Origin of the sequence: Pseudanabaena sp. PCC 7367 (assembly GCF_000317065.1) — a bacterium.
Classification (GTDB): Bacteria; Cyanobacteriota; Cyanobacteriia; order Pseudanabaenales; family Pseudanabaenaceae; genus Thalassoporum; species Thalassoporum mexicanum.
Map to the genome: position 1 here is coordinate 4,460,279 of NC_019701.1, position 11,959 is coordinate 4,472,237.

At 45.5% G+C, this 11,959-nt stretch carries 12 protein-coding genes; 5 read left to right on the plus strand and 7 right to left on the minus strand.

Features of this window, described 5'->3' with window-relative positions; genetic code table 11:
* Positions 1 to 27 precede the first annotated feature (27 nt).
* Together PSE7367_RS17950 and PSE7367_RS22560 are read right to left on the minus strand one after the other, a co-directional pair.
* Positions 28 to 1,260 carry an acyltransferase family protein gene (locus PSE7367_RS17950; RefSeq protein ID WP_015166757.1) on the minus strand — a complete coding sequence of 411 codons (1,233 nt, stop codon included), beginning with the start codon at positions 1,258 to 1,260 and terminating at the stop codon, positions 28 to 30.
* Positions 1,261 to 1,673: 413 nt separating this feature from the next.
* Positions 1,674 to 2,849 carry a glycoside hydrolase family 19 protein gene (locus tag PSE7367_RS22560; RefSeq protein WP_015166758.1) on the minus strand — a complete coding sequence of 392 codons (1,176 nt, stop codon included), beginning with the start codon at positions 2,847 to 2,849 and terminating at the stop codon, positions 1,674 to 1,676.
* 287 nt (positions 2,850 to 3,136) lie between these two features.
* Between PSE7367_RS22560 and PSE7367_RS17960 the strand changes: the two genes are divergently transcribed.
* Positions 3,137 to 3,850, plus strand: a complete 714-nt coding sequence (locus tag PSE7367_RS17960; RefSeq protein ID WP_198013427.1) for an SH3 domain-containing protein — start codon at positions 3,137 to 3,139, stop codon at positions 3,848 to 3,850.
* 105 nt (positions 3,851 to 3,955) lie between these two features.
* A complete protein-coding gene (locus PSE7367_RS17965) occupies positions 3,956 to 4,666 on the plus strand; it encodes an SDR family oxidoreductase (protein ID WP_015166760.1) in 711 nt (236 codons plus the stop codon).
* A gap of 34 nt (positions 4,667 to 4,700) precedes the next feature.
* Here PSE7367_RS17965 and PSE7367_RS17970 read toward each other — a convergent pair whose 3' ends face one another.
* The 3 genes from PSE7367_RS17970 to PSE7367_RS17980 all read right to left on the minus strand — a co-directional run bounded on the left by PSE7367_RS17970 (position 4,701) and on the right by PSE7367_RS17980 (position 7,053).
* Positions 4,701 to 5,333, minus strand: a complete 633-nt coding sequence (locus PSE7367_RS17970; protein ID WP_015166761.1) for a peptidoglycan-binding domain-containing protein — start codon at positions 5,331 to 5,333, stop codon at positions 4,701 to 4,703.
* 80 nt (positions 5,334 to 5,413) lie between these two features.
* Complete coding sequence (locus tag PSE7367_RS17975) at positions 5,414 to 6,208, minus strand: MvaI/BcnI family restriction endonuclease (RefSeq protein WP_041698606.1); 795 nt, start codon at positions 6,206 to 6,208, stop codon at positions 5,414 to 5,416.
* A 14-nt stretch (positions 6,209 to 6,222) separates the two neighbouring features.
* Complete coding sequence (locus tag PSE7367_RS17980) at positions 6,223 to 7,053, minus strand: DNA-methyltransferase (protein ID WP_015166763.1); 831 nt, start codon at positions 7,051 to 7,053, stop codon at positions 6,223 to 6,225.
* Between the two features lie 243 nt (positions 7,054 to 7,296).
* Here PSE7367_RS17980 and PSE7367_RS22565 point away from each other — a divergent pair, with 243 nt between their 5' ends.
* The 3 genes from PSE7367_RS22565 to cbiM (PSE7367_RS17995) all read left to right on the plus strand — a co-directional run bounded on the left by PSE7367_RS22565 (position 7,297) and on the right by cbiM (PSE7367_RS17995) (position 9,369).
* On the plus strand, positions 7,297 to 7,917 hold the full coding sequence (locus PSE7367_RS22565) for a carboxypeptidase-like regulatory domain-containing protein (protein ID WP_015166764.1): 621 nt from the start codon (positions 7,297 to 7,299) through the stop codon (positions 7,915 to 7,917).
* Positions 7,918 to 7,923: 6 nt separating this feature from the next.
* Positions 7,924 to 8,607: a cobalt transporter CbiM gene (gene cbiM / locus PSE7367_RS17990; protein ID WP_015166765.1), complete on the plus strand. Its 684-nt coding sequence runs from the start codon at positions 7,924 to 7,926 to the stop codon at positions 8,605 to 8,607.
* Positions 8,608 to 8,676: 69 nt separating this feature from the next.
* Positions 8,677 to 9,369, plus strand: coding sequence for a cobalt transporter CbiM (cbiM, locus tag PSE7367_RS17995; RefSeq protein WP_015166766.1), 693 nt, complete (start codon positions 8,677 to 8,679; stop codon positions 9,367 to 9,369).
* Here cbiM (PSE7367_RS17995) and PSE7367_RS18000 read toward each other — a convergent pair.
* On the minus strand, positions 9,366 to 10,394 hold the full coding sequence (locus PSE7367_RS18000) for an ABC transporter permease (protein ID WP_015166767.1): 1,029 nt from the start codon (positions 10,392 to 10,394) through the stop codon (positions 9,366 to 9,368). The two genes, cbiM (PSE7367_RS17995) and PSE7367_RS18000, sit on opposite strands and share 4 nt — an antisense overlap.
* 11 nt (positions 10,395 to 10,405) lie before the next feature.
* Positions 10,406 to 11,464 (minus strand): N-acetyl-gamma-glutamyl-phosphate reductase, encoded by a 1,059-nt coding sequence (argC, locus tag PSE7367_RS18005; protein ID WP_015166768.1) that lies wholly within the window; start codon positions 11,462 to 11,464, stop codon positions 10,406 to 10,408.
* Positions 11,465 to 11,959: the final 495 nt, after the last annotated feature.

Genomic DNA, 11,959 nt, shown 5'->3' on the forward strand with positions numbered 1-11,959 from the left:
AACCTGTATCAAAACTGAGGCAAAAATTTACCGTTTCAGCTTATCACTTAATTTTATGGCTAGCCTATAGGTTGGCACTTCGATCCTGTGGAGCAACGCTAAGCTGATTAAATATATTGGGATAAACAACAACAAGCCAATTAGAGTGCAGGATAAAAATGGATTTTGGAGATAGTTGAACTGGAGCTTTGGTAACTTGGAAATCCAGTTTGGAAAATGAATTAAGAGCGGCTGATGCACCAAATAAAATGAATAAGAAACCACACCAATGTTGGCCAAAACTATTTCAATTTGGTTGATTTTTCTTTTGATCAATGTGTAGTTTTGAATCCAGATAATTGATAACAATACAAATACAAATATATGGAAGACATACGCTGGATTGTATTGCGAACTAATCAGCGACGTAATCATAATTAGACCGATTTGTCTAGCATTAGGCTCAAATATGGTTTTGCCCTTAAACATACTTTCAGCCAGAAATGCCCCCGCCGCCCATTGAATCCACCAAAAAATAAATGGCATCTTAGAAAAAATAGTCAAACCACCGATTACATAGCTGTGGGGGGCGATCGATTGGATTTGCAAATCCGCCGCATAGGCAATTTGACCATAGGAAAGACTAAAAAAAGTGATTAGAAAAATAGTTTTGCCAATTCCAAATTTGGAACGAAAATACAGCAAAATAGGATAGATTAAATAGAGTTGAAATTCAACGGCGATCGACCAGAATGAAGGATTTACACCATAGAAAGTATCCTGATGAAAATTATGCACCATGAATATGTGTAGCCACAGTTGCAGAGACCTTTGGGCTGGTTCCAATGGCGCGATCGGGATTACAAATATAAATAATAGTAATGCGATCAAATAGATCGGATAAATACGGATCAAGCGTTTGACTAAAAATTGCTTAGTATAGGTAGCTAGATTGATTTTGCCACCCTTTTCATGGCTATATTTTTCTTTCTTTAAAAAAGATAAATGAATACAAAAACCAGATAATATAAAAAAAAGTGGCACCCCTAAAAAGCCAAAGTGATAGGGATAAAAGACGGCAAACCACTTGCTGGGAATTGCGCCGTAGTCCTTAAAATCCCCCGCCCACTGAAAATTATCGATGCCAAACACTGCCCCATAGAGGTGATAGAGAAATACACCAATGATGGCGATCCCTCTAATTACATCTATTTGCGGTATTTTTCCTTGCGCTTGAATCAAACTTTTGGCAGAACCAACCTCAAAGTCTTCTCTGGTCATTAATTCTATTTAATTGGCTTAGGTGTTGTTGTGCTTACTCGTTGAGCGGACTGTTACCAAACATTGGTGTAACCATAATTGATCACCCATGTTGAAAATATTGGGAAGTAATCTACCAGTTTAGACTACAAGGCAATGATTTAGCCTGGACAAACCATTCCACTGGATAAAGGTTTTACTGTATCAGCTCAGCAACGATCCTAAAAATCTTTACGGCTGCATAATCCTCCGTCAAATTTAATCTGTCAGGTTTAAACCGATCGGCCTTGCTTTAATAAAACAATAAAAATAAAACAATAAAACCGTCACCATCCTAAATAAAACTAAATAGACCAATATGCAGTTATCGATCGTAACCAAAGTAACGAATTATGGCGATCAGGCATTATTCAAAGTGTGATTTAAGGCGTGATTTAAAGCGTGATTTTGGCATAGTGGAGATAATCTAGGCGATCGTTAATTCCATTTAAGCCACCATTGATCCGGCGCGTCACCGCATAGGCATCATCAATATCAGCCAGGGCATTGATGTTATTGCGATCCCAGAACCAGCCCGCTGCCAGCACCGCATAGGGTGGTTGCGCCACCAGGTCGGGATTGCTGACAAAGTCCACGCCAATATCATTGGAAAAAAGACGATAGTTATACCGCCCAGTGAGTTGGATCAAGCCGCGACCACGGAACCGAAATCCATCACCGGACTGAGTATTGCCCAAGTCCGATCGCCCCTCATAACCAGCTTGAGCCGCCGTTGGCCCCCAGAGTTCTTTTAAGTAACGAAACCCACCACTTTCATGCATTACCTGAGCCAGAAAATGGGTAATCCGCAGATAGGTAGTAATGTTGTAGCGCTCCAGGGTGGCATTAACACCGGGGGTAAGTGCCTCGAAGCGATCGACTAAATCCCTGGTGCCAGCGATCGTAAGTAATTGTGCGGTTGTGACATATTCACTACCGGGAGTAATCACCACGCCAGGGTCGGGATCGAGCGGATCAGGCTCAGCAGTTTTCAGCTCAAACAAACGTACATAGGGATCATGCTCGGCAGCTTTGGGTGGCAAATTCGACAACTTGCGAATCTGGGCATCCACCTCCACATCAACTTCTTCATATTTGAGCAATTCTAGAATTAATTGCTTCAGCCGAGACACCGCCGCATTGCGATAGTCATCCATGCTGGCATTAGTACCATACAAACCGCGATAGGGCAGAGCATCTTCAGGGCGATCGGGCAGGCCAGAATAAATCCGCAAATATTTATCCACAAAATAATCCGCTTCCTGGGATTCCTGCGGCAAGGCTAGCATTAGTTGTTCAAGCCGATCGAGCGCTAAATCTCGATAAGCCTTAATGGTTTCAGATACCGTAATTTCCACATGCCCCACATAGGCATACCAGGTGTTAAACCCTTTGAATTCAATATCCTTGAGCGCCACCTTAACATGGGCATTGTCTGGTTCAGCGTAGGAGTGCAAGACAAAGGAATTACCAGCCGACACAAATTGTTTTTGATTCTCCGGTAGCTGGGCAGCCTGTTGCCGATCGCTACGCTTTAGATAGGTGTCGTGAATAACCTTCAGTTGTGCCATGATGATTTAGCTATCTCAGGTTGATATGGAATTAACGGGTTTCAAGCTGCTATCTGCTATGGCCAGGTTGATTTAACGCCAAGCTAAATTTACCCGGTCACAGGCAACAATTTAAGCTTTAAGCAATTATGCTGGCAACTGCAACTCATGTATTATGCCGATATTTTGGCGATCGCGGTAATTTTGCCTTAATTATTTAAATTTAGGTTATTTTAGCTAAATTGACTTGCGCGGCAATATTAGCAGGCCGATCGGTTATGCTCAAGCAAATTAACACTATTTGGCTAATGTTTCTCCTGTTCAAACGATCGCCACATTTACTAAAAGTCACTGCGATCGCTTGCCTAGTAATCATGATCGCACCGATCGCCGTTACCAGGCCAAAATCCGCCTTCGCTCAAAAATATAACTGTGATGCTGGCGAGGGCAGGGTTAGATGCACTTCTGAAAACGTCAAGCTCTCCCCCAATGGAGTACCGCCCAGGGCTGAGCCAGGCTGGAGCCTATGGTTTGATGATTCCCGCCGTGATGCAGCCGACTTTGATGCGGGATTTTCTAATCTGGAGCTAGGCGGCTACATGGAATTTGAGGCCATTTGTCAACGCGATACTGGCCTGGAGTCGGGGGAAGTAGATTATTGGTTTCGGTTAGATAATTCCCTGCAAGAAATTGGCACCGGGCGGGTGGAATTTGGTTGCTGGCAAAATCAACGGTTTGTGCATCGCTTTAGTAGTACCGCAGTGCGGCGCAGTCTGAATATTGTTACCTGTTTGCTGGTTGATTCGCCAGTAGGCAATGGCTTGGTGGTGCGATCGGAGCCGGGTTTTAATTCGCGTCGCCTGGGCGTGGTGGCAAATCAAACCGAAGTCGAACCAGTTGGTTATCCTGCCCTGATTATTACCGCCAATGACCGCGATTGGCTGAAAATCACCGCGCCGATCGAGGGTTGGGTTTCCAATGGCAGCCCAATCAGTAAAGGAAATTTACGTTTATGTGGGTAATTATGGGTAATTATGGGTAATTAGGTAAGCAGTGGGCAGAATCAGCTACCCTAAACATAAATGCTCTCTTAATCGAGATGCCAAACTAACCCACACCAAAAACATATGAGTGAAGCCAAACGTGTTGCCGTGATTACTGGTTCCTATAAGGGGCTAGGACTAGAAACAGGAATTCAATTAGTAGAAAAGGGCTTGCAGGTGATTCTGACCAGCCGCGATCGCCTCAAGGGAGAACCAGTAGCTGCCAAGTTAAAAGAAGATGGTATTCCAGTTGATTATCATCAGCTTGATGTAACCAATCCGTTGAGCATTAGTGAATTAACTGGCTATGTGCGTGATACTTATGGGCATTGGGATGTCTTGGTCAATAATGCAGGTATTTTCCCCGATGCCGACAGTGGCACTATTTTTAATGCCGATCTAGATATCATTCGCCATACCCTCAATACCAATACCCTGGGCGCTTTGAATATGGCGCAGGTGGCAGTGCCATTCATGAAGGCGAATAATTATGGCCGGATTGTGAATGTGTCGTCGGGGATGGGACAGCTAGACGACATGGGCGGACAATATGCCTCCTATCGAATTTCCAAAACTGCGCTTAATGCGGTGACCAGGATTCTTAACGCCGAGCTAGTTGGCACTAATATTTTGGTAAATTCAGTTTGTCCTGGTTGGGTACGCACGGATATGGGCGGTTCTAGTGCGGCGCGATCGGTGCAGGAAGGAGCAGATACGATCGTTTGGTTGGCAACCCTGGCCGATGGCAGCCCCAGTGGTGGGTTCTTCCGCGATCGCCAGTCGATTCCCTGGTAATGCCGCTTCTATGTTTATTTTAGTTATTCAAGCACTAACGTTGATTGCGCCACCGCCGTGCAAACCCATCGAGCACACTAGGGTCTAATTGCCGCTCCAGCCATTGGATCGCATTGGTCTGGTGGGGGAAACGAATCGGATCATAATATCTACACACATTCACCAGATCGATCGGCCTGGTTTGGTTACCAATATTCGATCGCAACGCTGACCAGGTGTTGGCATCAACAATGCCATTGTTAGTCAAATCCCGCCGCGAGCTTTGAAACCGCATCACCGAAGCTTCGGTACCAAAGCCAAACTCACCATCGATCGTGCTGCGATAGAATCCCCGCGCCAGCAATAATCTTTGCAGTTCTGTGACCGCTGGCCCCGATGCCCCCCGCGACAGGATTGGCTCAAAACCAGGAACAGGAGAAGGTTGCGGCCTGGGCGTGGGTGTGGGCGTAGCAGTGTTACCAGTTCGCAATGCTGACCAGGTACTTGGGCCAACTACCCCATCTCCTCGCATCCCCCGCGATTGTTGGAACAGGGTCACCGATTCCAGGGTGGATTGGTCAAAAATGCCATTGATCGAGCTGAGGAAAAAACGGCGATTGCGCAGTAGTTCTTGCAGGGTTCTGACTGCGGGGCCGGTTGCGCCTTGGAATAGGGTCGGATCTGCCATAGCTAATCACTAAAACTAGGTGGGGTTAAGCATTACTTGTGATCCTTATACCATAGCGATACATACCTAATGGTAAAACCTCATATTACTTGGACTTGGGAGTACAATTTTTCAAACCGAGATTGCCTAAATCGAAATTTTGTCCCATGGTTATGACCAGTTCTAGCATCAAAATCAACTAAAGTATCACCTTCTTCAATGGATTGGATAAACCGATCTAAAGAAAAATTAGAAAGCATTAATATTTTGTCATATTTAAAAAATTCGAGAGTTTTTTCTTTTTTTCGTAACGCACCCACAAAAAAACAGTTATGTAGTTTTGTCCCTGCTTTATGAAATAGGTCATCAAAACCCCAATAGGGTTGTGGTGAAAGCTGCCCAAGGCCAATTTTTTGCTCTACAGAGTCTAGCCATAAAGAATGCTTTTCTGAAACAAATTTAGAGTCAAATGAAATTAATACTTTTCTATCCACTTTATCAATTACAACTTTAAAACCTCTATCTGTTGGATTGACAGCATTTATAGTTTGTCTGAAACTCATTTCTGTACTGGGGTATTTGCCTCCAGCTTGCTTGTGGGGCCAACCATATTTTGGCAGGAAAATAGAAGGGACAAATTTTAAAGCCCTTGGTGATGGTTCCATGTGGAATAGAGTAGTCAGAGAAGAAGTAACAGAGTTATTGTTAATTCTTTGACACTTTAATTCCCACTCAGCTGCATTTGGTATCGGAAGGTTATTTTCTGGGATACCCAGGAGATCCTCAAGAGTATTGCCTATACCACCTACGTTGCCCTGTCTATGAGACTGAATCCATCCCATAGACCTTATTTCTTTTAACTTTTCAATTAAAGAAGCTTTTGTGTATATTTCCATAAGGCAGCTTAGTATCAAAAGAGAGAAATCTGTCCATCATCAAAATTTGAGCCTTTACTTAAATCTATGGATGAATCAGATATACCCATGAGTGCCAATCTCTCTCTTGCAGAATCACAGTAATCAGGAGATATATCAATCCCAATATAGTCTCTACCTAAATTTTTAGCTGCAACTGCAGTAGTACCAGAACCAATAAATGGGTCTAGAATAATCTGAGCTGTTGTAGAGGAAATAATCCTAGTAACCAATGCAACAGGGAATGGGGCAGGGTGGCTATTTTTTGTCTCTTGAGAGAACTCCCACACATCTCCGAAAGCATTTGCTTTAGGGGCTAGTTTGAATTTTTTCTTAGCAATTAAATATATAACCTCATAAGTAGGCAAGAAATAACCAGGATTAAAGTTAATTCCACCTGACCTTTTCCATATAATAATTTGTCTTACTGGAAACCCAGAAACTATATCATTGCGGTCTTGTAAGAGCCCACCCTGAACTCTCCACTTATGATTATAGAAAAAGGCTCCATTATCAGATAAAACTCTCATGGCTTCTGAAAGAACTTCTCTTTGCCAGCTAACATATTGATCATGGGGCATACAATCGTTGTGGTGAGAATAACCATTTAAGAGCGCAGCAGACGACCATTTACCTCCTCTGCCATCCTTCATCCCATTGCCTGTAGAGTTTTTTAAATTATATGGTGGCGACGTAACCATTAAGTCAATAGAACTATCAGGCAAATGCTTCATTACAGATACAGCATTTCCACAAATTATCTGATTCAAAAAATCTTTTGGATAGCAAAGATTTTCCTGAGTTTTTTTTGCGCTATTCTGAGACACGGAGCAATTTAACCTTTTGCAGCTTTAAAAATATAAGCATCCATAGTATATGCTTTAAGACTACGATAAACCAGGATGAATACCTAGTCCGGCAAGAGTTAAAATTTCAATAAAGTATCAGAAATTAAAATGAGTGGCCAATTCCTCATCCTCGCCAAGATTGACAACCCGTCAAACCAACCAGCCGCCTGAGACTGCGATAGACTAGGACAAATACCTATTCCCGCAAGAAATAGAACCTCAATGCAGCGCCAGAAAATAAACCTACCGATCGCTTTTATCCTGATCTGGTTGGGTTTAAGCTTAATTATCTTTCAACCCGGCAAGGCGATCGCCCATGCCCTGAATATTCAATATGAATCCACCAGCGCGATCATGATCAACGTTGATGATGGTGGGGTGGCGTTGACTGATGCCCAGGTAAATGTGTTTGCGCCAAATGATCAAACCGAACCCTGGCTGCAAGGTAAAACCGATTCAAAGGGTGATTTTTTATTTATTCCCGATGCCATGATCCCTGGCGATTGGCAAGTGCAAGTGCGACAAGTAGGACATGCGGGGGAAGTAATCATCCCGATTGCTAGTATTGCAAATGCTCCTGAGCCAGTTGTTGATCCAGCTAAAGATAGTAATTCAGATCTTGAAGAATCGCCTAAAGTTACACAGGATCCAGTTAATGCAAACGATGCAGAGGTAGAGACTAGTCCAGCGATCGCCATTGATCCAGTTGCCACTGAAACCAGTAATGTTGCTACTACCTCCGGTGGAACCGCCACCTACTCGCCCATGCAAAAAGGAGTGATGATCGCCTCGGTGCTGTGGGGTTGCGTCGGCACAGCCTTATTTTTCTGGCGGAGGAAATAAGCAACTATGCACATCAGCGATGGTTATTTACCCGCTCAAGCCTGGGCTGGAGGCTATGCCCTAACCGGATTGCTTACCTGGCATTCTTTGCGCCAAATCGAAAAGGAACCCGATCCCACCGCAAATATTCCCAAGGCGGCTTTATTGGCAGCGGTATTTTTTCTGGCCTCTTCATTCAAACTGCCCCTGCCCCCCACCAGTGTTAATCCTCTGCTCAATGGCCTGCTGGGGATCATGCTGGGTTATTATGCTTTCCCAGCGATCTTAGTTGGTTTGTTTTTCCAGGCGGCCATGTTTCAGCATGGTGGATTAACTACCCTGGGCTTAAATGCCCTGACTGCCGGGATTCCCGCTTTATTGGTCTATCATTTGTTTCAGCTTAAATATGTATTGCGGCTCAAAAATCAAATTTGGGATGGGCTGTTTGGCTTTGCGGCTGGATTTCTGGGCGTTGCACTCACAACTATTTTTATATTTGGCCTGTTGTTGGGGGCTGTGGCCGTGGGCGATCGCTCTGCGTTGGACATAAACGGCTTATTATCTAGTCTGGTAATTGCCCATATTCCACTGATGCTGGCAGAAGGGGTTTTCACCGCGCTGGTGGCGATCTTCCTGGGCAAAGTAAAACCAGATTTATTAATGCGATTGCCTAAGCGTAGATTTACCACCGAAGAACAGAGCTTAAAATAATCAGTGGGTTCCCGATCGCCCGATCACAATGCTTAATAATTGAGTTCTGCCCATTATTCAAGCTTAACTATGCACATCTCTGAAGGCTATTTGCCCACAGCAGCTTGGATGGGTAGCTATGCGGTTACTGGGCTTACCACCTGGTTTTCACTGCGACAGATCCACAAATTACCCGATCCTTCGGCGGGAGTGCCCAAAGCTGCCCTCCTAACCGCTGCTTTCTTTATTGCTTCGTCGATCAAAATTCCGCTACCCCCCAGTAGTGTGCATTTATTGCTATATGGGCTGCTGGGAATCACGTTGGGCTATTATGCTTTTCCGGCGCTCCTGGTGGGGTTATTTTTGCAAGCGGTGATCTTTCAGCATGGCGGTTTGACTACGCTGGGCATAAATGCGGCGATCGCGGGTCTGCCTACCTTGCTGTTCTATCATGTGTTTCAATTGCGCCATGCCCGATTCTGGCGGCATCTATTCCCCCGATCGATCGTGACCAGCGGGTTTGGTTTTTTGGCTGGATTCGGTAGCATTGCCCTGGCGGTGGCGCTGATGTATGTGGTGTTAATTGCCACGATGCCCGCCGGTGCGAATACCACTACGGAGCGGGCTAATATTATGTCGGTGCTGGTGGCGGCGCATATGCCATTGATGTTGTTGGAAGGGGTATTTACAGCAATGGTGGCTAGTTTTTTGGAGCGGGTTTATCCTAGCCTGTTGCAGCCTGGCAGATGGGGCAACATTGGCGATCGGCAACCCAGCCGCTAATAACGAATGCGTGGATCGATCCAGGCGTTAATAATATCGATCGCAATGCTGATTGTGACCACGATCGCCGCAAAAAACACCACAATCCCCTGCACCACTGGGTAATCACGGCCGACCAGGGCTCGAAACAGGCGATTAGCCAAACCAGGCCAGGAAAAGGTAACCTCGGTTAGCACTGCGCCACCAAGAACCGCCGCAAAGGTTAAGCCCAGAATTGTCACCACCGGAATCATGGCATTCTTGAGGGCATGGTTAATTAAAACCGATCGACTATTTATGCCCCTGGCGATCGCTGCTTCCACATAGTCCGATCGCAATGTTTCTTGCAAACTAACCCGCACAATCCGTTCAAAAATGCCGCTGAGGACAATTCCCAGACTAAAGGCAGGCAAAATCAAATAATGACAACTGGTGATAAATTGGTGCCAGTTCCCCTGTAGCAGCGCATCAAGGGTATATAAGCCAGTGATTGCATCTGGTGGCGGCAGGGTGGCTGGGAAGCGCGTACCGATCGGGAACCAGCCCAGTTGCACCGACAAAGTAAGCTGCAACAACATACCAATCCAGAACAGTGGCAAGGAATAAGTAATAATGCCAAACAAGCGACCGCCCAAGTCCCAGCCTGTATCTGCTTTAACTGCGGCCAGAATACCCACCCCCAGACCGATCGAAGCCGCCACCACCATGCTGTAGATCGCTAGCTCTGCGGTAGCTGGGAAAAAAGATTGAATGATCTCCCAGGTGGCTTGGCCACGGGTAGTCAGGGAGGTGCCCAGGTCAAAGTGAATTAAATTATTGAGGTAGTGGAGATATTGATCCCACAGGCTACCGGAAAGCCCCAATTGTTCGCGCAATGCATCCTTAACTGCCGTAGGGGCGCGAGGCCCCAGGATCGCATCGACGGGATCACCTGGGGTAGCCCGCATTAATAAAAACACCAGGCTGGCGATCGTCCACAACATCAATGGTGCAAGGAGCAATCGGGTTAAAACGTAATATAAAAGGGCTTTGAGCCGATTAGACATAGATCGAGAGACTAAGGATAAAAAGCCAGTTTTGGTAAACCAGTAGTTTCCGGCCAACCCATCATAATATTCATTGATTGCACCGCTTGCGCTGCCTGACCTTTCATCAGATTATCGATCGCCGAAGTGACAATTACCCGCCCGGTGCGCGAATCTACTTCTAGGCCGATGTAACAAAGATTAGTGCCACAAGCCCACTTGGTTTGGGGATAAATACCGCTGGGCAAGACCTTCACCCATTCCGAGGAGCGGTAGAAGGATTTATAGATCGTCAGCACATCATCCTTAGTCAGACCAGGATCACGCATATTTGCATAGACCGTAGACAGAATGCCGCGCACCATTGGCATCAGGTGGGGAGTGAATTGCACCAATACTTCCTGGCCAGCCAGATCGGAGCAAATTTGTTCGATTTCTGGGGTGTGGCGGTGTTTGCCAATTCCATAGGCACAAACCGAAGCCGATGCTTCCGCCAGCAGCATATTAGTTTTGGGTTGTCTGCCGCCACCAGAAGTGCCCGACTTGGCATCAATCACGATCGATCGCAAGTCAATTAAGCCCTGTTTTAATAATGGTTGCAAGGCCAGCAAGGTAGCGGTGGGATAGCAGCCAGGACAACCAACTAGATTTGTTTCAGCGATCCGATCGCGGTAAATTTCTGGTAGGCCATACACAGCACTGGCAGCCACATCCAGATCATCCCGCTCGGTTTTGTACCAATCGGTGTAGGTTTGCAAATCCCGAAACCGATAGTCGGCAGATAGATCCAAGACTTTGCAGCCCTTGGCCAACAATTTGGGGGCAAGTTTACAAGCCAGGCCATTGGGTAATGATAGAAATACAATCTTGGCGCGATCGGCGATCGCTTCGGGTTCAGCATTTTCGATCGTGATGTCAATGCTATGAGCCAAATGGGGATAGAGATCGCCAAACCCACTGCCTGCGCTGCCACTACCACCCATATAGGCAATTTCCACCAATGGGTGCTCCACCAGCAATCGGGCTAGCTGCACGCCACCATAACCAGATGCGCCAATAATCGCTACTGGCAATTGCTCAGTTGACCCCATACCTTAATCACCTCAACATATACGACCGAAGCTTGATATCGTTTTTAAGTTTTGACCAGGCTTAAGCAATATCTACTTTTTTACTAAAGACTATTTGCGCAAAATTCCCATAAGAGGGCAAACAAATACGGTTAAAATCGCAACCCTTCAGTCCCACGATCAGGCGTTTGCAACAGCTCTAGTAATTAATTCAACTAAAATAAATAATCTAGTCAAATAAGTCTATCTAGCCTACCTTGATTAGGGACAATTACTACCACATCTGGCCTACTTTTTTATGTCTGTTGTAAACACTAGGCTGGGCTAAGCTTTCATTCTAGCGATCGAAGAGCAGCCACAAAGCGCACAAGCGCAATATTCTAGAATTAAGATTAAGCTTAAGATAGTTTTTTCTAGCTCTACCTGGTTTCTTTCGATCGCATCTTTGTCGTCTTTGTCGTCTCTAACTCTTTTGCTACTGGCGATTGTCTGAGAACCCTATTACAACCTCAGCGA

Coding starts and splice junctions, on each gene's coding strand:
- PSE7367_RS22560 (WP_015166758.1), bottom strand. CDS start 2,849: ATGGCACAACTGAAGGTTATTCACGACACCTATCTAAAGCGTAGCGAT.
- PSE7367_RS17975 (WP_041698606.1), bottom strand. CDS start 6,208: ATGGAAATATACACAAAAGCTTCTTTAATTGAAAAGTTAAAAGAAATA.
- cbiM (WP_015166766.1), top strand. CDS start 8,677: ATGCACATCTCTGAAGGCTATTTGCCCACAGCAGCTTGGATGGGTAGC.
- PSE7367_RS17950 (WP_015166757.1), bottom strand. CDS start 1,260: ATGACCAGAGAAGACTTTGAGGTTGGTTCTGCCAAAAGTTTGATTCAA.
- PSE7367_RS17960 (WP_198013427.1), top strand. CDS start 3,137: ATGTTTCTCCTGTTCAAACGATCGCCACATTTACTAAAAGTCACTGCG.
- PSE7367_RS17970 (WP_015166761.1), bottom strand. CDS start 5,333: ATGGCAGATCCGACCCTATTCCAAGGCGCAACCGGCCCCGCAGTCAGA.
- PSE7367_RS18000 (WP_015166767.1), bottom strand. CDS start 10,394: ATGTCTAATCGGCTCAAAGCCCTTTTATATTACGTTTTAACCCGATTG.
- PSE7367_RS22565 (WP_015166764.1), top strand. CDS start 7,297: ATGCAGCGCCAGAAAATAAACCTACCGATCGCTTTTATCCTGATCTGG.
- PSE7367_RS17965 (WP_015166760.1), top strand. CDS start 3,956: ATGAGTGAAGCCAAACGTGTTGCCGTGATTACTGGTTCCTATAAGGGG.
- argC (WP_015166768.1), bottom strand. CDS start 11,464: ATGGGGTCAACTGAGCAATTGCCAGTAGCGATTATTGGCGCATCTGGT.
- cbiM (WP_015166765.1), top strand. CDS start 7,924: ATGCACATCAGCGATGGTTATTTACCCGCTCAAGCCTGGGCTGGAGGC.